The sequence below is a fragment of the Prauserella flavalba genome, from assembly GCF_003202235.1.
GTDB lineage: Bacteria > Actinomycetota > Actinomycetes > Mycobacteriales > Pseudonocardiaceae > Prauserella_A > Prauserella_A flavalba.
Genome location: NZ_MASU01000001.1, coordinates 193,188 through 211,523 on the forward strand (window position 1 = coordinate 193,188; position 18,336 = coordinate 211,523).

Below are 18,336 nucleotides of genomic sequence, written 5' to 3' on the forward strand. Positions count from 1 at the left end.
CCGCCGGACGCCTGCAACGTAGGCAGAGGTTATGCTCGCTGGCAACCGTTTGCGCAAACGCTTGCCGCGAGCCGCGAAGGACGAACCATGCCCCCGCAGCGATCGACCCGGCCCACTCAGCGCGACATCGCCGAGCTGGCCGGGGTCTCGATCACCACCGTCTCGCACGTCGTCAACGGCACGAGGGCCGTGGCCCCGGAGACCAGAGCAGCGGTGCTCGAGGCCATCGAGCAGACCGGCTACACGGGCGACGTCATCGCCCGCTCGCTCGTCACCGGCGGCACGCGGTCGATCGGCGTCGCGATCTCGCTGCTCGCCAACCCGTACTTCGCCGTGCTCATGCAGACCATCGAGCGGGAAGCCGCGGCCGCAGGCTACACGGTGCTGCTGTCCGATACGCACGACACCGTCGACACCGAGCAGGCCGTCGTGCGCGCGCTGCGTTCGAGGCGCGTCGAGGGCCTGCTGCTCACGTCCGTGCCCGGCGACGGCTCAGTGATCAGCGAGCTCGTCTCGCTCGGCATCCCCACGGTGCTGGTCGACCGGCTCGCCACGAGGGGCGACGTGGACCAGGTCGGCGCGGAGAACATCCAGTCGACGTCCGCGCTCACCGAGCACCTCGCCTCGCTGGGCCACCGCCGGATCGGATTCGTCGCGGGGACCCCCGGGCTCGCCACGAGCGAGGAGCGCACGCTCGGCTACCGGCTCGGCCTCGGCCGCGGCGGGCTCGCCTGGAACCCGGACCTCGTGGTGCCGGGCAACTCCGAGCGCGCGGGCGGCGCACGCGCGCTCGCGGCGCTGCTGGACCGGCCGGAGCCGCCGAGCGCGGTCGTGGTCGGCAACGACGCGATGATGGCCGGTGTGCTGCACGAGGCACGGCGACGGCAGCTGCACGTCGGCAAGGACGTCGCCGTGGTGGGCTTCGACGACACCGAATGGGCCGATCTCGTGGACCCGCCGCTGACCACGATGGCGCAGCCCATCGCCGACATCGGCCGCGAGGCCGTCCGGCTGCTGCTCTCGCGGATCAAGGACCCGGACCGCAGGCCGGAGACGCTGCGGCTCCTACCCGTGCTGCGGCACCGGGAGTCGTGCGGCTGCGTGGCGATTCACCCGGAGGACTGATTCTGCGGCGACGCGCTGGGTGACCGGTTGCGCGTTAGCCCACTCGGACTAGCGTCACCCGATCAGCTCCCTCCTCTTGGAGTAGCGCCATGAGCTCACCGTCGAGCGCACCGCCTCGCAGGCTCGCGCCGCTGTGCTACCGGTTCGGGATCGCGCTCGCGCCGGACACGGGTGGCCGCGCCGAGCTGGCCGCCGCGATCGAGTCGGCCGCCGCGGCCGAGGGCTGCGCGGTGACCTTCGCGGAGACCACCGGCAGCGTCACCTCCGAGGCCGCCGCTGCCCGCACGCTGCGCGCGCAGGGAGTGGACGGTGTGCTGCTGGCCCCGGCGAGCGGGGACGACACGGTGGTGACCGAGCTCGTGCGGATCGGCATGCCCACCGTGCTCGTCGACCGGCTCGCCGCGCGGGACGACGTCGACCAGGTCGGCACGGAGAACATCGAGTCCACCTCCGATCTCACCGAGCACCTGGCCGCGCGGGGGTACCGCAGGATCGGGCTGCTCGCGGGCCCACCCGGCGACAGCGACGCCGACGAACGGTCGCTCGGCTACCGGCTCGGCCTCGGCCGCGCGGGCCTGCGCTGGGACGCCGCGCTCGCCGTGCGCGGCGACTCGCCGTCGGCGGCAGGGGTGCTGCTCGCCGAGCGGCCGTCGGCCGTCGTCGTCGCCGGGGAGGGCATGCTCGCGGCCGTGCAGGCCGAGGCGCGGTCGCGGGGGCTGCGCATCGGCACGGACCTCGGCCTGATCTGCCACGGTGACGTGGGCCGCGCCCGCGAGGCCGAGCCGCCGGTGTCCGCGCTTTCCCCGCCGTTCGGCGATCTCGCGCACACGGCCGTGCGGCTGTTGCTGTCGCGCATCGCCGATTCGGCGCGGCGGCCGAAGATCGTGCGACTCACGCCGTCCTTCGCGCACCGGTCCTCCTGTGGCTGCCCTGCTCAGGGATCCAGCACCGCGGCGGCCTCCAGCAGCAGCCACGCGCCGAGCTGAACGGAGAGATCCCGCGCCGGCCCCTTCGGTGGCAGCTCCACCTTCTCCGTCCACTCCGGACCGAACAGCGGGCCGTGCTCGGCCGGAGCCGCGCCACGCCAGCACGCGCTCGCCGAGTCGAGTACGAGCTCCGCGGCCACGTCGGCGGCGGGCCCCTTCGGCAGCCGGATGGCCGCCAAGGCCAGGTAGCGCGCGAGGATGCCCGCGAACAGCCCGCCGTCGCCACCACCCTGACCACGCAGCACCCCGCCCGGCGCCAGATGGGCGGCAACCGCCCGCACCGTCCGCTCTGCCGCCTCCACTTCGGACAGTTCGAGGCACGATCCGAGGAAGACGCCCTGACAGTAGGTGAAGATCTCCTCCACGCACTCGCCGGTGTCGGCGCGCACGCCGTCGTGCACCAGCCCGGTGTCCGGGTCGACGAGCCGGTTCTCCAGCCACGCGAACAGCTTCCGCGCCTTCTCCAGCTCTCCCGCTCTGGCGAAGGCGATAGCGGCGGGCCCGTTGGTCGGCGCGTTCTTGAAGGAATCGCCGATGCGCCAACGGATACCGCCACCGGCGTCGACCGACCAGCCCTCCCACACGGCGCCGAGCAGGATCCGCACGGGCTCGCGCTCGCCGATCCGCTGCAACGCGAGCGCGAGCCACGCCATGTCGTCGTAGTAGTCCTTGGTCCACCGGCCGCGGTTGCGCAGCCGGATGGAGCGCACCAGCCGCGCGATCGTCACCGGCCGCTCCGGACCGGGTGCCCGCAGCTGCGCGTCGGCGAGGCAGTCGAGCAGGTGCGCGTTCCACCAGTAGTGCCAGGGCCGGTGCAGGCGCTGCCGGCCGGCCGGTGGCCAGGCGGGCAGGCCCAGCACGGTACCGGGCAGTCCCCACACCCGCGCCAGATGCCGGGCGCACACGGCCCTTTCAGCCTCGGCGGCGCGCTCGCTCCACGGCATATGCCCATCCTTACGCCGTCCTCGACATACCGCAGCGCTTGTAGAACGATGAACAAATGGCAATGGCGCATGTCACTTGCCCGCTCTGCGAGGCGACCTGTGGTCTGGAGGTGACCTTCGACGGCGCGGGCGTGACCTCGGTGCGAGGTGATTCCGAGGACGTCTTCTCTCGCGGCTACGTCTGTCCGAAGGGTGCCTCGCTGGGCGCTCTGCACAACGACCCCGACCGGCTGCGTACGCCGCTGGTGAAGCGCGGCGGCTCGTTCACCGAGGTCTCGTGGGACGAGGCGTTCGCCGAGATCGACGCGCGCCTGCCCGCCGTGGCGGCGGAGCACGGCCGCGACTCCGTCGCCGTGTACGTGGGCAACCCGGCGGCGCACAACCTCGCCGTCGCCCTCTACGGCCGGGCCTTCTTCAAGGCGCTCGGCACCAGGAACTTCTACACGGCCGGCAGTGTGGACCAGCTGCCGAAGCACTACTCCTCCGGCTATCTCTTCGGCGGCGGCTTCACGATCCCCGTTCCCGACCTCGACCGCACCGGCCACCTGCTGATGCTCGGCGCGAACCCGTTGGTGTCCAACGGAAGCCTGATGACCGCGGCGGACGTCAGGGGCAGGCTGCGCGCGATCCGGCAGCGCGGCGGCAAGGTCGTGGTGGTGGATCCGCGCCGCACCCGCACGGCCGAGGTCGCCGACGAGCACCACGCGATCCGGCCCGGCACCGACGCGCTGCTGCTCTTCGCGCTGGTCCACACCCTGTTCGCCGAGGACCTGGTGAGCCTGGGCAGGCTCGCCGACCACGTCAACGGGGCCGCCGAGGTGCGCACGCTCGCGGAGCCGTTCGCGCCCGAGGCCGTGGCGCCGGTGACGGGTGTGGCCGCGGCCGAGATCCGCCGCATGGCACGGGAACTGGCCGCCGCCGAACGCGCCGTGGTGTACGGCCGCATCGGCACCACGACCCAGGCGTTCGGGACGCTCACGAGCTGGCTCGTGGACGTGCTGAACGTGCTGACGGGCAACCTCGATGCCGAGGGCGGCGCGATGTTCCCGCTCGCGGCGGCGGGACAGCTCAACAGCAGCGGGGCGCAGCGCCCGTTCACGGCGGGCCGCTGGCGCACCCGCGTGCGCGGGCTGCCCGAGGTCTTCGGCGAGGTTCCCGTCGCCACGCTCGCCGACGAGATCGAGACACCGGGCGACGGCCAGGTCCGCGCGCTCGTGACCATCGCGGGCAACCCTTGCCTGAGCACCCCGAACGCGGGCAGGCTCGCGAACGCGTTGCCACAGCTGGACTTCATGCTCTCGCTCGACATCTACCTCAACGAGACCACGCGGCACGCCGACGTGATCCTGCCGGGGCCGACACCGCTGGAACGGGCGCATTACGACACCGCGCTGTACCAGCTCGCGGTGCGCAACGTCGCCAACTGGACCCCGGCGGCACTGTCCTCGCCCGTGCCGCAGGAATGGGAGACGCTGCTGCGGCTCACGGGGATCGTGACGGGTCAGGGCCCCAACGCCGACGTCGCGGCGCTCGACGCGTTCGTCGCGGCCGACGTGGCCCGCCGCTCGGGGCTCGACGTCGCCGTCGCGGGCGAGCGAACCGGACCCGAGCGGATCATGGACCTGATGCTGCGCGCGGGCCCGTACGATCTGACGCTGGCCGATCTCGAAGCGGCACCACACGGCGTGGACCTCGGGCCCCTGCGGCCCCGGATCCCGGAGGTGCTCAGCACTCCGAGCGGGCGGATCGAGCTGGCCCCTGAGGCGATCACGGGCGACGTGCCGAGGCTCGCCGCAGAGCTGACCCGGCCGCCGAACGGGCGGCTCGTGCTCATCGGCAGGCGGCAGCTGAGCTCCAACAACTCGTGGATGCACAACCTGGAACCGCTGGTGCGCGGGAAGAACCGGTGCACCGTGCAGGTGCATCCCGACGACGCGGGCAGGCTCGGCCTTCGCGACGGCGGGCAGGCGAAGGTCACCGCGCGCACGGGGACGATCGAGGTGCCGGTGGAGGTCACCGACGAGGTGCGGCCGGGCGTGGTGAGCATCCCGCACGGCTGGGGTCACGACGTCGAGGGCGTGCGTGCGGCCGTCGCGAGGGCACACGCGGGCGCCAACTCCAACGTGCTCGCCGATGAGCTGCTGCTCGACGCGCTCTCGGGAACGGCCGTGCTGAACGGGATCCCGGTCGAGGTGGTGCCCGCGTAGCGGGGGCTCGACAGGAACGGCGGCCGGGGTGACAATCCCGGGATGGACCGGCAGGCCCGGGTGGAGCTGAGCACGGCGGCGGTGCCCGCCGAGGAGGCGTTCGCCTACTGGCGGGAGCTGATCTGCGAGACGTTCGTCCAGCTCAACGCCGCCCCCGTCACCGAGGGCGCGTTCGCGGGACGCATCGAGCACGTGCCGGTCGGCCGCCTTGAACTGTCCACTGTGGCCGCCGCGGGACAGGTGGTGCGGCGCACGCGGAGCCTGATCGCCCGCGGTGCCGACGAGTACCTGCTGGCGAGCATCCAGCTGCAGGGTCGCGGGAGGGTCGAGCAGGACGAGCGCCGAGCCGAGCTGCGTCCGGGCGACATGGCGTTCTACGACAGCACGCGGCCCTACACGCTGCACTTCGACGAGCGGTTCCGCCAGCTCGTGGTCCAGGTGCCCAAACGGGACCTCGCGGTGCGCGACACCAGGACGCTGACCGCGCGCACTCTCGGCAGCGGAGGGCCGGGGCAGGTGGTCCCGGCGTTCTTCACGTCGCTGGCCGACGCGGCGAAGGCAAGCCCGCACACCACGATCCCGTTGCTGCCGCACGCACTCGGCCTGCTGTCGGCGGCTGCGTCCTTCGCGGCGCGGGTCGAACCGCGGGCCGACCCCGCACAGGCACTGGTGCGGGAACGGGCGCTGGCGTTCATCCGGCGCAACATCGCCGATCCGGCGCTCGACGTCGACCTCGTCGCCGCGGCCTGCCGGGTCTCCCGGCGCACCCTCTACCGCGTCTTCACACCGGACGGCGGCATCGCCGCGCTGATCCGGCGCACCCGGCTCGACCGCGCCAGGGCGATGCTGCTGGAGCACCAGGACCGGCCGGTCGCGACCGTCGCCACCCTGTGCGGCTACGACAGCGAGTCCGGCTTCCACCGCGCGTTCCGCGCCGAGTTCGGCATGACGCCCCGTGAGTGCCGAGACGGCACACGCGGTCAGTGACAGCGGCACACGCGGTCAGTCCGGCGCGACCGCGGCCGCCGCATGATGCCCTCCAACTGATCCCACTCGGTTCGAGGAGACGTCATGGAAAGCGTGGTGCGGGTCGCGGCGGTGCAGGCGGAGCCGGTGTGGCTGGACCTGGCCGGAAGCGTCGAGAAGGCGGTCGCGCTCATCGGTGAGGCCGCGGGGGGCGGGGCGAAGCTCGTGGCGTTCGGCGAGACGTTCGTTCCCGGATACCCGTGGTGGATCTGGCTCGACTCGCCCGCCGCGGGCATGGCGTTCGTGCCGAGGTACGCCGCCAACTCGATGACCCGCGACGGTGCCGAAATGCGGCGGCTCCGCCAAGCGGCGGCGGACAACGGCGTGCACGTGGTGCTCGGCTTCAGTGAGAGGGCGGGCGGCAGCCTGTACATGGCGCAGGCGTTCATCGGCGACACCGGGGAGCTGATCTCGGTGCGCCGCAAGCTCAAGCCGACCCACGTCGAGCGCTCGGTCTACGGCGAGGGCGACGGCAGCGACGTGCAGGTGCACGACACCCCGCTCGGAAAACTCGGCGGGCTGAACTGCTGGGAGCACTTCCAGCCGCTCACCAAGTACGCGATGTACAGCCTCGGCGAGGAGATCCACGTGGCGTCGTGGCCGAGCTTCTCGGTGTACCGCGGGGCGGCGACCGCGCTCGGGCCGGAGGTCAACACGGCGGCCAGCCTGACGTACGCCGTCGAGGGTCAGGCGTTCGTGCTCGCGGCGTGCTCGGTGGTCGGCGAGGCCGCCCACGAGGTCTTCTGCGACACCGAGGCCAAGCGGCAGCTGCTGCGGCTCGGTGGCGGCTTCGCGCGGATCTTCGGCCCCGAGGGCACCCCGCTGGCCGAACCGCTCCCGGAAACCGAGGAGGGCATCCTCTACGCCGACCTCGACCCCACCCTGATCGCGATCGCGAAGTCCGCGGCGGACCCGGTGGGCCACTACTCCCGCCCGGACGTGTTCCGGCTCCTGGTCAACCGCAACCCCGCGCCGCGCACCGTGGAGGCTCCCTCGGAACCGGCGGCGGCGGTCCTGCCTCACCCTGCCGAGGAGCTGGCCGACCTGGGCGTGGACTGACCGGCCCAGCTCGGCGTCCACGTTCCCGCCCGGTGCCGCGCTGTGCCGAGGTGCGCGCGCAGCGCGGCGAGGGCGGGGTGCGGATTGTCGGCCCGGTAGACCAGCGAATGCGGGTAGACCGGCGTCGGGTCGCGCAGGGTGATGCGGCGAAGGTCGTAGTGGTCCGGCCACTGCAACGGGGTCCGCTCGCCGACGAAGGTCACGAGCTCGGCGGAGCCGGCGACGGCGTCGAGCAGCGGCTCGATGCCGAAATCCGGGCCCGACGGGTCGATGGTGATCCCGAACGCGGCGCCCAGCTCCTCGTAGTAGGCGGCCCATTCGGTGCCGTTGGCGTTGCCGGGCATCCAGATCCGGTACCCGGCGAGGTCGGCGGGCCTCAGCGCGCGGGCACCGGCGAGCGCGTGGGCGGGTCCGAGGACGGCCACCAGCGGCTCGTCGAAGACCCGCGTGGCCTCGATCCCGGCGGGCAACCGGCGTGGCGCGGCGGTGACGGCACGGAAGGCCGCGTCGAGGGTGCCCGCGCCGACGGCGGCGATCGCCGCGTCGCCGTGGGGCATGGTCACCACGTCGAGCGCGACATCGGGGTGCGCGCGGTGGAAGTCGTGCAGCAGCCCGGCGGGCGCGACCCGCCTGCCGACCACGTCGACGCGCAATGCGCGGCGACCCGCCCTGACCGAGGCGACGGCCCGCTCCTCGGCGTGGAGCAGACCGCGGGCGTGCGGCAGGAACGCCTGCCCGTCCACGGTGAGCCGCGCCCCGCGCGCGGTGCGGTCGAACAGCCGCACGCCGAGGTCCTTCTCCAGCGCGGCGACGCGTTTGGAGACGGCCTGCTGGGTGATCGACAGCTCGACGGCGGCCTCCTGGAACTGGCCGGCGTCCGCGACCGCGACGAACGTGCGCACCGCGTCGAGATCCACGCCGACCGACCCTAGTCGCACAACGCGCGGTTGTACCTCGCCGCCGGTGTGGTTGTTCGCTTTTCCCGCGGGCGCCCGCTTAGCTGACGGGCGTGGCTGGCGGATCACTGGGCAGGCAGTTCCGTTTCCTGTGGACCGCCTACGCGGTGAGCACGTTCGGCACGCGGTTCGCGTTCGACGCGTTCCCACTGATCGCCGTGCTGGTGCTGGACGCGGGGCCGCTGGAGGTGTCGCTGCTGGCGGCGGCGGGCCTGGCGGCCGGTGCGGTGTTCGCGGTGCCGCTCGGCCCGGTCGTGGAGTTCCGCCGCCAGCGATCGGTGCTGATGACGGCGGACCTGATCCGGTTCGCGGCGCTGTCGAGCGTCGTCGGCGCCTTCGCGTTCGGTGTGCTCACCTTCGCCCAGCTGGTGGTGGTCTCCGTGGTGGTCGCCACGGCCGACATCGCGTTCCGGGCCGCGAGCGGCGCCTACCTCAAGACCCTGCTGCCGCCGGAGGACCTGCTCGTCGCGAACGGGCGGTTCGAGGCGACGACGTGGACCGCGACCGCACTCGGCCCTCCGCTCGGCGGCGCCTCGATCGGGCTGTTCGGCCCGATCACCACCGTGGTGGTCGACGCGGTCAGCTACCTGCTCTCGGCGGCGGGGATCCGGGCGATCGGACGGGCCGCCCGCCCCCAGCGCCCGGCGTCCGGCCCGAGGGCCGGCGAGGTGCTGGCGGGGTGGCGGCACATCTTCCGGCATCCCGTGCTGCGCCCGCTGTTCTGCCACACGGTGCTCTTCAACGGCCTGCTGCTGGCGACCTCGCCATTGCTGGCCGTGCTCATGTTGGGGGAGCTGGGTTTCCCGCCGTGGCAGTACGCGCTCGCGCTCGCGGGTCCCTGCCTCGGCGGGCTCGCCGGCTCGCGCCTGGCCCCGCGCCTGGTCGAGCGGTTCGGGCGGCGCCGCGTTCTGCTCGCCGCGGGGACACTGCGCGTGTGCTGGCCCATCGGCCTCGCGTTCGTGGGCCCCGGGCTCGGGGGCCTCGCGCTCGTGCTGACGCTCCAGCTGGTGATGATCACGTGCATCGGGGTGTTCAACCCGCTGTTCGCGACCCTACGGCTGGACCACACCCCGGCCGATCGCGTGGCCCGCACGGTGTCGGCGTGGACGATCACGAGCAACGCCACGGTCGCCGCGCTCACCGCGCTCTGGGGCCTGCTGGCCGCGGTGACGAGCACACGCGCCGCACTCGCGATCGCCGGCGTGCTCCTGCTCGCGACCCCACTGTTGTTGCCGAGGCGCGCTACCAGGCCTTCGACAGATCGGCGTGCTGCCGTATCCACGTGTGCATGACGATCCCGGCGGCGACGCCCGCGTTGATCGAGCGCGTGGTGCCGAACTGCGCGATGGACACCACCAGGTCGGCGGTCTCCTGCGCCTCCGGCGAGAGGCCCGGCCCTTCCTGGCCGAACAGCAGCACGCACTCGCGCGGCAGCTCGGCCGTCTCGACCGGCCGCGCCCCGGGGGTGTTGTCCACGGCCACGACGGCGAGCCCGTGCTCGGCGGCGAACGCGGTCAGCTCGGCGACGCCCGCGTGGTGGTGCAGGTGCTGGTAGCGGTCGGTCACCATCGCGCCGCGCCGGTTCCACCGCCGCTTTCCCACGATGTGCACGGCCGCGGCCGCGAACGCGTTGGCGGTGCGCACGACGGTGCCGATGTTGTGGTCGTGCTGGAAGTTCTCGATCGCGACGTGGAAGGGGAACCGGCGGGCGTCGACGTCGGCCACGATCGCCTCCCGCCGCCAGTACCGGTAGGGGTCGACGACGTTGCGCCGGTCGCCGTGTTCCAGCAGGTCCGGGTCGTACCGGTCGTCGTCGGGCCACGGCCCCTGCCACGGGCCGACGCCGACCTCGTGCCTCCCGACCCACTCGGTCGGACCGGTGGCCTCCGACTCCTCGATCACGCCTCCATTGTCGCCCTGCTCAGCCGAGCCTCACCGGACGCCCCGGGACGCCGCCCGTCTGCTGCTGGCGGTGCCGCCACAGCACGTACGCGCCGACGTAGGACCCGATCACGAGCAGCAGCGCGAGGATGCCGATCACCGGCAGGATCTCGCGCGGGACGATGGTGTCGTAGAGGTAGTACTCGTTGAAGCCGCCGGGCAACGGTCCGAGGCCCCGTTGCTCGCGCAGGTAGTCCTCGGCAACGGTCAGCGGGCAGGGCAGCGGCAGGACGTTGACGGCGATTCCCCACAGCGCGAAGAAGATGTGCACGAAGATCGACTTCGGCCAGATCCACGCGAGAAATCCGCCGAGTCCGATATAAATCAACGCGAGGAAATGGACTGCTGTCGTGAGAACGGTCAGCAACCCCAGCATCGCCCCACCTACCCCGGTAACAACCCCCTGATCACTGACAACGGTACTCCCAATCACCTCATCCGTCGTCTTCAAAATGATCTGTCGGAAATCGCAAACGGCCCGTTACGAAGCCGAGACTTCGTAACGGGCCGCTGTCCACTCGGGCGCGGTCAGTAAGTGGCCTGGACCTCCACCTCGATCAGCCATCCGGGTACCGCGAGCCCGGCCACCTCGGTGGTCGCGCGGGCTGGCCGAGCCGGGTTGACCACAGAGGGCCGCACGGGTGCGGTGGTGCCGATCGGCATCGGGATCGGCTTGCCGGTGCCGAGGTCCACATTGGCGAAGAAATGCCGGTACGCCCGGTTCCAGCCCGCGTAGTCGGCGTCGCTCGCCCCTGGAGTGCGTTTGAGGTAGCACTTCATGGTGATCACGTCCTGCGGCCTCGCGCCCATCGCCGTGAGGTTGTCCACGATGCGCTTGAGCGTGTTCCACGCCTGCGCCTCGGTGATCGTGACGCCGGCGGGCAACGTGCCGCCGGGAAACAGCGAGAGGTCGACGTACTGTTCGGGCGATCCCGCTGGTGCCGAAGGGTTCGCGGCGGCCGGGCCGAGGCCGCTGCTGGTGTAGACCGCGACCGCGCCGCCCACGGCGACGCCGTTCGCGATCGAAGGGTTGTTGCCGCCTGGCATGTTGAAGCGCACCTCGGTGGGGCGAGGGCCTTTGCCGCGGTGGCCGCCCGCCGAGGCCGTGCCGGCGCCGAGTCCGGCCGCGACCGCCGTTCCGCCCGCGACGGCGCCGAGTCTGCGCCGGGAGAACCTGCTCATGTGCCTACCCTTCCGCCATGACGCGCTGGTGGATGCCGGTGACGGCGTGGCGGGCGGAGTCGAACGCACCCGCCTGCCACGCGATGAAGTAGCTGAGCCAGTCGCCCGCGAAGTAGACGTGCCCGGCGGGTTTGTTGAGCAGCGCGTACTGCCCGCTCGTGCGCGAGGGCCAGCCGACCCAGGCGCCCTCGAGGAACGGCGTCCGCTGCCACGCGACGGAGAACGCCGACGCGAGCTCCGAGCGGTACTTCTCGCCGTGGATCTTCACGCCCTGCGCGAGTGCCCGCTCCGTTCGCGCCGAGGGGGCGAGGGCGCCGTAGGTGTTCGCGCTGCCGCCCGTGTTGTAGTAGCCGACCACGACCCCGCGTTCGCCGTGGAAACCGGCCGACGGGTACCAGATGTGCTGGAGGTCCATGTCGGTCTCGGTGATGCCGCCGTAGATCCGCTCGTCGGTCTCCCACCAGCGGCTCCGGTACTCGAGGCCGATCTTGCCCGCCGACGTGACGGTGGGGTAGCGCAGCGCCGCGGTGACGGCCGGGTCGAGGTTGGTGGGGACCTTCGCCATCAGGTGCGGCGGCAGTGTGGCGACGCAGAAGTCCGCGGTGAGGAGCACCTCCTTGCCGCGCCGGTCGGTGTAGGTCACCTCGACGCCGCGGTCGGTGTCGGTGACGCCGGTGACGCGGGCGCCGAGGCGGACCTTGTCCCTGCCCACCGCGTCATAGAGCGCCCTGGGGATGGCGTCCATGCCGCCGACGGGCTGGAGCATGGTCATGGCCTGGTCGTAGCCGAACTCGAACGAGAAGTACCGGCCGACCTGGCTGGCGAGCACGGCGGGGAGCGGGGGCGGCGGGCCGAGCACCGTGCCTGCCTGGTCGGCGGCACCCGGCTCGACGGAGTACCCGCGCCTGCTCGTACCGGTGTAGGCGTACCCGGCGGCCTTGTTGCCGATCGCGCCGAAGCCGGAGAGGAACGTCAGCAGCGCGTCCTTGTCGGAGGCGGTCAGGCTCGCGTCGAGCGAACCCTGGTCGACGGCCTTGGCCAGCAGTTCTGAGACGTAGCCGTACATGTCGGCCTTGGCGGTGCGGTACTGCTGAGGCGCGACGCCGGTCCGCTCGTTGTAGATGAGCGCGTTGGCGTTGGCGTTGAGGAACGTCTCCAGCGGGACGCCCAGCTCGCGGCAGTAGTCGAGGGTGATGTGCGACTGGGGCAGTCGCGCCGGTCCCGCGTTGAGGTAGATGTTCGGGTCCCGGCTGAAGCGGGCGGTCTGGGTGTGCCCGTCGAGATCGGTCTCCGTGGTGCCGGCCCTGACCGTCCAGTTACGACCGCCGACGCGGTCCTTGGCTTCGAGCACCGTGCACCGGTACCCGGCCTTGCCCAGTTCGTACGCGGCGGCGAGACCGGCGACGCCCGCGCCGAGCACCACCACCTTCTTGCCGCGCTTGCGGCCGTCGAGATCGCCGGTGCGGGGCGGGCGGAAGCCGGGGACGGCGAGCGCCTGGGGCGAGGCCATCAGGCCGAGCGCCCGCATCGACTCGAACATCACCCCGGCCCCGCCCGCGACGCCGATGGATCTGAGCAGGGTTCGACGTGTCACGTTGGATGCCATTCAAGCTCCCTTCGCCACGAGGCGAAGCAGAGCTTGATCGACCAGCGCACTCAGCAGGGTGACACGGTGATGTCGTTCTCGTTAGCAAGCCTGAGAAACGACTTTCGCCGGGGTAACCGGCCGTTGATCAGGCGAGGCCGAGGTCGTCGAGATCGAGCAGGTACCGGTACGGCAGGCCCTCCTTCTCGATGGCCTCCTTGGCACCCGTGCCGCGATCGACCACCGTGGCCACGCCGACCACCGTGGCTCCCGCCTCGCCCAGCGCCTCCACCGCGGTGAGCACGCTGCCGCCGGTGGTGGAGGTGTCCTCGACGGCGAGCACCCGCTGCCCGGCGACCTCCATCCCCTCGATGCGGCGCTGCATGCCGTGTTCCTTGACGGCCTTGCGCACCACGAACGCGTCGAGCACCATCCCGTCGGCCGCGGCCGAGTGCAGCATCGCCGTGGCGACCGGGTCGGCACCGAGGGTGAGCCCGCCGACGGCCACGTAGTCCCAGTCGGCGGTGAGCCTGCGCAGCAGGCGGCCGATGAGCGGAGCGGCGGCGTGATGCAGGGTCGCCCGGCGCAGGTCGACGTAGTAGTCGGCCTCCTTGCCGGAGGAGAGCGTCACCTTGCCGCGCACCACGCACAGTTCGGTGACCAGCCTGGCCAGTTCGATCTTCGCCGCTTCGTCAGTCGAGGGGTTCGCCACGACCCGCAGTTTTACACACGCGCTTCGCTCAGGTCCGGTCGCGACCCGCGAACCGGCCGCCGAGCCTGCGCACGAGCCCGCGCGGCAGGAACCTTCCCACGGTGGCGATGACCTTGTACTGCGGGCTCGGGATGGAGACGACCTTGCCCTTGCGCAGGTCGGTGAGCGCGTCGGCGACCACGCGGTCGGCGCTCAGCCAGAACGCCTTGGGCCCGGTCTTCTCCAGGCCAGCGCGGTCGTGGAACTCGGTCTCGGTGAACCCCGGGCACAGTGCCAGCACCCGCACCCCGGAGCCGTGCAGCGCCGAGGCGAGCCCGTCGGAGAACGACGTCACCCAGCTCTTGCTGGCGGTGTAGGTGGAGCCCCTGCCGGAGAAGAAACCGGCGACGCTGGAGACGTTGATCACGTCGCCGCTGCCGCGTTCCAGCATCGTGGGCAGGGCGGCCCTCGTCAGGCGCAGCACGGCGGTGACGTTGACGTCGAGCTGGTGCTGCAGCTCGTCGGCCGACGCGGTCCAGAACTCGCCCGCCAGGCCGAGGCCCGCGTTGTTGACGAGCAGGTCGACGGGCTGCTCGCGCAGGCACTGCTCCACGGCCTCGCGGCCCTCGGCGGTGGCCAGATCCGCGGGCAGCACATCCGCGGTGATGCCGTGCGCGGAAGCGAGCTCCTTCGCCCTGGCGCGCAGCTTCGGTTCGCTCCGGGCGACGAGCACGAGGTCGTAGCGCTCGGCGGCGAGCCTGCGGGCGAACGCGGCGCCGATACCGACCGTAGCGCCCGTGATCAAAGCTGTAGCCATGCGCCCCAAAGTACCGCCCTGGTGGGATCACGGAGAGCACAGGAAGTATCTTCGGGACGCCATTAGGGGTACGCACTCACCCAGACGAGGATGAGCTCCAGATGGAGGACGGCGCCATCGACTACCTGTCGTTCGTCCGAGGCTTCCTCGCGGCGACCGACCCCGAGAACTCCGACGGTGACGAACCGACCGTGCCGCCGGCGAACGGTCGCGCCCTCGACCCCGAGTCGTACGCGGAGGGCTACGCCGTGGCGAGGACCCGCGAGTTCCCCGTGACCTACCGGGAGCTGTCGGTGCGGGACGACGGCCGGTTCACCGGCACGCTCGACCTCGGCGACCTGTCCGGCTTCGGGGAGTTCACCGACGAGCGCCTTTCGGGCACGCTCGATCTCTGACTAGAAGCCCTGCTGGCGCGCCCGCTCCTCGGTGGTGGTCGTGGGCTGCGCGGCCGAAGGCGGCGGCGCCTGCTCCCGCTGCGCCTGCGCCTGCAGCGCCTCCTCATCGAAAGGGTCGACGATGTCGGCGATCTCGCCGAGGTCGCGCAGCAGCCGCTCCAGCCGGGACGGGCCGACGTTGGGCGCCACGCTCGCGAGCACCCACTCGTTCTCCAGCCACGCCACGCCGACGTCGCCGCCCAGCGCGTCGGCGGCGTCCACCAGCTCCTGCGTGATCATCGCGCGGGCCGTGTTCACCTCGTCGGCGAACGCGTAGCGCTGGCCGACCGGGCCGAGCAGCTCCGGCATCTCGGCGCGCTGGAACGGCACGCTCGCGAGCCACAGCTCCAGCAGCACCGGGTGGATCCGGTTGCAGCGCACGGCGACGATCACGGCGGGGATCAGCCCGTCGGCCTCGATGTCGAAGACGAACACCGGGCGCCTGCCGTCGGAGGTGAACGTGGAGCCCGCGACGACGTTGACCGCCGCCTCGGCCCCGAAGTACCCGATGGCACCGCCTGCCCACTGCTGCGGGAGGCGTTCGTCCTCCTCGACGTACTGCCAGCCGCGCAGCTCGGCCCAGCGCGCCCGCTCACGATTGCGGGAGCTCTCCCTGGCCTTGTCGGCGGTGAGCAGTGCGAGCCCGGCCACCGCGGCGACGGCCGCGATGACGAACCAGATCCACGCTGGAATACCCACGGCGACCAGGGTATCCCTCACGGCCCGCCGACCAAGATCAGCGGGCCGTGTCGCGGGTACTCGTTTGGGCTCAGTCGGCCCGGGTCACCAACAGGGAGCCGTTGCCGGCGTCGAGTTCCGGCACGTCGACCTTCACGGTGTCGCCGTCCCGGATGTCACCGGCCAGCAGCTTGCGGGCCAGCTCGTCGCCGATCGCCGACTGCACGAGCCGCCGCAGCGGCCGCGCGCCGTAGATGGGGTCGTAGCCGTTGAGCGCGAGCCACTCGCGGGCGGCGGGCGAGACGTCGAGCGTGAGCCTGCGCTGCGAGAGCCGCTGCGCCAGCCGCCGCACCTGGATGTCCACAATGGACGCCAGCTGCTCGGTGTCGAGCGCGTGGAACACCACGATGTCGTCGAGCCGGTTCAAGAACTCCGGCTTGAAGTGCCGCTGCACCACCGACAGCACGGCGTCGGTGCGCTGCCGCTCGTCCAGCGTCGCGTCCGCGATCGCCTGCGAGCCGAGGTTCGACGTCAGCACCAGGATCGTGTTGCGGAAGTCGACCGTGCGGCCCTGGCCGTCGGTAAGCCTGCCGTCGTCGAGCACCTGCAGCAGCACGTCGAACACGTCGGGGTGGGCCTTCTCCACCTCGTCGAGCAGCACCACCGAGTACGGCCGCCTGCGCACCGACTCGGTGAGCTGACCACCCTGGTCATAGCCCACGTAGCCGGGCGGGGCGCCGACCAGCCGCGCGACGCTGTGCTTCTCGCTGTACTCGCTCATGTCGATGCGCAGCATCGCCCGCTCGTCGTCGAAGAGGAACTCGGCGAGCGCCTTCGCCAGCTCCGTCTTGCCGACACCGGTCGGGCCGAGGAACAGGAACGAGCCCGTCGGCCGGTCGGGGTCGGCGACCCCCGCCCTGGCCCTGCGCACCGCGTCGGAGACCACCTTCACGGCGTCGGACTGGCCGACGACCCGGTTGGTCAGCTCCTGCTCCATGCGCAGCAGTTTGCCGGTCTCGCCCTCCAGCAGGCGGCCCGCCGGGATACCCGTCCACGCGCTCACGACGTCGGCGACGTCGTCAGCTCCGACCTCCTCCTTGAGCATCACGTCCGCCTTGGCCTGGGGAGACTCCGTGACCGCGGTGGCCTCGGCCAGCTCCTTCTCGAGTGCGGGGATGCGGCCGTAGCGCAGCTCGGCGGCACGCCCGAGGTCAGCGTCGCGCTCGGCGCGGTCGGCCTCGCCACGCAACTGCTCCAGCTGCTCCTTGAGCTCGCGGACCTTCTCGATCGAGCCCTTCTCGTTCTGCCAGCGCGCGGTCAGCGCCGACAGCTCCTCGCGCTTCTCGGCCAGCTCGGCGCGCAGTGCGGTCAGGCGCTCCCGGGAGGCGGCGTCATCCTCCTTCTCGAGCGCCATCTCCTCGATCTCCATGCGGCGCACGGCGCGCTCGACCTCGTCGATCTCGACGGGCCGGGAGTCGATCTCCATGCGCAGCCGCGACGCGGCCTCGTCGACGAGGTCGATGGCCTTGTCGGGCAGGAAGCGCGCGGTGATGTAGCGGTCGGACAGCGTCGCGGCCGCCACCAGCGCCGCGTCGGTGATGCGCACACCGTGGTGCACCTCGTAGCGCTCCTTGAGACCCCGCAGGATGCCGATGGCGTCCTCCACCGACGGCTCGCCGACGAGCACCTGCTGGAAGCGGCGCTCCAGCGCGGCGTCCTTCTCGATGTGCTTGCGGTACTCGTCGAGCGTGGTGGCGCCGACCATGCGCAGCTCGCCGCGCGCGAGCATCGGCTTGATCATGTTGCCCGCGTCCATGGCTCCGCCTTCGCCGGTGCCGCCCGCACCGACGATGGTGTGCAGCTCGTCGATGAACGTGACGACCTGGCCGTTGGACTCCTTGATCTCCTTGAGCACGGCCTTCAGCCGCTCCTCGAACTCGCCGCGGTACTTCGAACCGGCGACCATCGAGCCGAGGTCGAGCGACACGACGCGCTTGCCGCGCAGCGACTCGGGCACGTCGCCCGCGACGATGCGCTGGGCGAGGCCCTCGACGATGGCGGTCTTGCCGACGCCGGGCTCACCGATCAGCACCGGGTTGTTCTTGGTGCGGCGCGACAGCACCTGCACGACCCGGCGGATCTCGGTGTCGCGCCCGATCACCGGGTCCAGCTCGCCCGCCCGCGCCGCGGCGGTGAGGTCGAGGCCGTACTTCTCCAGCGCCTTGTATGTGCCCTCGGGGTCCGGGTTGGTCACGCGGGCGGAGCCGCGGACCTTGGTGAACGCCTCGCGCAGCGCGTCCGGCGTCGCCCCGTGCCGCTTGAGCAGCCCTGCGACGGGACCGCCCTCGGCCGCGAGACCGACGAGGACGTGCTCGGTGGAGACGTACTCGTCCCCGAGCTCGGTGGCCAGCTTCTGCGCGTGCGTCAGCGACTTGACGGCGTGCCCGTCGAACTGCGGCGTCGACACGGTCGCGCCGGTCGCCGACGGCAGGCCGGCGATGATCGGCTCCAGCTCCTTGTGCACCACGTCCGCGTCGGCCCCGACCGCGGTCAGCAGCGGCCCGGCAAGGCCGTCACCCTGGGACAGCAGGGCACCGAGCAGGTGCGCGGGCGAGATCTCCGGGTTGCCCGCCATCGTGGCGGCCTGTGCCGCGGACGAGATCGCCTGCTGAGTCTTCGTGGTCGGGTTGAAAGAGTCCATCCCC

17 protein-coding genes are annotated in these 18,336 nt (G+C 71.9%); 7 read left to right on the forward strand and 10 right to left on the reverse strand.

The window, feature by feature from the left end; all coding sequences use genetic code 11:
• The first annotated feature begins 87 nt into the window (after nt 1-87).
• Nucleotides 88-1,125 carry a LacI family DNA-binding transcriptional regulator gene (locus BA062_RS01030; RefSeq protein WP_110334104.1) on the forward strand — a complete coding sequence of 346 codons (1,038 nt, stop codon included), beginning with the start codon at nt 88-90 and terminating at the stop codon, nt 1,123-1,125.
• An 89-nt stretch (nt 1,126-1,214) separates the two neighbouring features.
• Nucleotides 1,215-2,111 carry a LacI family DNA-binding transcriptional regulator gene (locus tag BA062_RS01035; RefSeq protein WP_110334105.1) on the forward strand — a complete coding sequence of 299 codons (897 nt, stop codon included), beginning with the start codon at nt 1,215-1,217 and terminating at the stop codon, nt 2,109-2,111.
• Here the strand turns inward: BA062_RS01035 and BA062_RS01040 are convergent.
• Nucleotides 2,060-3,055 carry a glycoside hydrolase family 76 protein gene (locus BA062_RS01040; protein ID WP_110334106.1) on the reverse strand — a complete coding sequence of 332 codons (996 nt, stop codon included), beginning with the start codon at nt 3,053-3,055 and terminating at the stop codon, nt 2,060-2,062. The genes BA062_RS01035 and BA062_RS01040 overlap by 52 nt on opposite strands.
• Nucleotides 3,056-3,111: 56 nt before the next feature.
• Here BA062_RS01040 and BA062_RS01045 point away from each other — a divergent pair, with 56 nt between their 5' ends.
• The 3 genes from BA062_RS01045 to BA062_RS01055 all read left to right on the forward strand — a co-directional run bounded on the left by BA062_RS01045 (nt 3,112) and on the right by BA062_RS01055 (nt 7,347).
• On the forward strand, nt 3,112-5,262 hold the full coding sequence (locus tag BA062_RS01045) for a molybdopterin-dependent oxidoreductase (protein ID WP_110334107.1): 2,151 nt from the start codon (nt 3,112-3,114) through the stop codon (nt 5,260-5,262).
• A 42-nt stretch (nt 5,263-5,304) separates the two neighbouring features.
• The gene (locus BA062_RS01050; RefSeq protein ID WP_110334108.1) at nt 5,305-6,249 is read left to right on the forward strand and encodes an AraC-like ligand-binding domain-containing protein; all 945 of its coding nucleotides are present in this window, start codon (nt 5,305-5,307) and stop codon (nt 6,247-6,249) included.
• Between the two features lie 84 nt (nt 6,250-6,333).
• The gene (locus BA062_RS01055; RefSeq protein WP_110334109.1) at nt 6,334-7,347 is read left to right on the forward strand and encodes a carbon-nitrogen hydrolase family protein; all 1,014 of its coding nucleotides are present in this window, start codon (nt 6,334-6,336) and stop codon (nt 7,345-7,347) included.
• Here BA062_RS01055 and BA062_RS01060 read toward each other — a convergent pair.
• Nucleotides 7,308-8,264, reverse strand: a complete 957-nt coding sequence (locus BA062_RS01060; protein WP_110334110.1) for a LysR family transcriptional regulator — start codon at nt 8,262-8,264, stop codon at nt 7,308-7,310. The two genes, BA062_RS01055 and BA062_RS01060, sit on opposite strands and share 40 nt — an antisense overlap.
• Nucleotides 8,265-8,356: 92 nt before the next feature.
• Here BA062_RS01060 and BA062_RS01065 point away from each other — a divergent pair, with 92 nt between their 5' ends.
• Complete coding sequence (locus tag BA062_RS01065) at nt 8,357-9,595, forward strand: MFS transporter (RefSeq protein ID WP_110334111.1); 1,239 nt, start codon at nt 8,357-8,359, stop codon at nt 9,593-9,595.
• Here the strand turns inward: BA062_RS01065 and BA062_RS01070 are convergent.
• From BA062_RS01070 to BA062_RS01095, 6 genes are all read right to left on the reverse strand, one after another.
• Nucleotides 9,546-10,205 carry a TrmH family RNA methyltransferase gene (locus BA062_RS01070; RefSeq protein WP_425452828.1) on the reverse strand — a complete coding sequence of 220 codons (660 nt, stop codon included), beginning with the start codon at nt 10,203-10,205 and terminating at the stop codon, nt 9,546-9,548. The two genes, BA062_RS01065 and BA062_RS01070, sit on opposite strands and share 50 nt — an antisense overlap.
• A gap of 19 nt (nt 10,206-10,224) precedes the next feature.
• A complete protein-coding gene (locus BA062_RS01075; protein ID WP_110334112.1) occupies nt 10,225-10,620 on the reverse strand; it encodes a DUF2784 domain-containing protein in 396 nt (131 codons plus the stop codon).
• Between the two features lie 152 nt (nt 10,621-10,772).
• Nucleotides 10,773-11,426: a Rid family hydrolase gene (locus BA062_RS01080; protein WP_110334113.1), complete on the reverse strand. Its 654-nt coding sequence runs from the start codon at nt 11,424-11,426 to the stop codon at nt 10,773-10,775.
• Between the two features lie 4 nt (nt 11,427-11,430).
• A complete protein-coding gene (locus tag BA062_RS01085) occupies nt 11,431-13,032 on the reverse strand; it encodes a flavin monoamine oxidase family protein (RefSeq protein ID WP_110334114.1) in 1,602 nt (533 codons plus the stop codon).
• Between the two features lie 127 nt (nt 13,033-13,159).
• Complete coding sequence (gene pyrE / locus BA062_RS01090; protein WP_210406725.1) at nt 13,160-13,723, reverse strand: orotate phosphoribosyltransferase; 564 nt, start codon at nt 13,721-13,723, stop codon at nt 13,160-13,162.
• A 28-nt stretch (nt 13,724-13,751) separates the two neighbouring features.
• Complete coding sequence (locus BA062_RS01095; protein ID WP_110334116.1) at nt 13,752-14,519, reverse strand: SDR family NAD(P)-dependent oxidoreductase; 768 nt, start codon at nt 14,517-14,519, stop codon at nt 13,752-13,754.
• 101 nt (nt 14,520-14,620) lie between these two features.
• Here BA062_RS01095 and BA062_RS01100 point away from each other — a divergent pair, with 101 nt between their 5' ends.
• Nucleotides 14,621-14,914, forward strand: coding sequence for a hypothetical protein (locus tag BA062_RS01100; protein WP_110334117.1), 294 nt, complete (start codon nt 14,621-14,623; stop codon nt 14,912-14,914).
• Here the strand turns inward: BA062_RS01100 and BA062_RS01110 are convergent, their stop codons facing one another.
• Together BA062_RS01110 and clpB are read right to left on the reverse strand one after the other, a co-directional pair.
• Complete coding sequence (locus tag BA062_RS01110; protein ID WP_245959619.1) at nt 14,915-15,652, reverse strand: type III secretion system chaperone family protein; 738 nt, start codon at nt 15,650-15,652, stop codon at nt 14,915-14,917.
• Between the two features lie 70 nt (nt 15,653-15,722).
• A complete protein-coding gene (gene clpB, locus BA062_RS01115; protein WP_110334118.1) occupies nt 15,723-18,332 on the reverse strand; it encodes an ATP-dependent chaperone ClpB in 2,610 nt (869 codons plus the stop codon).
• Between the last annotated feature and the right edge of the window lie 4 nt (nt 18,333-18,336).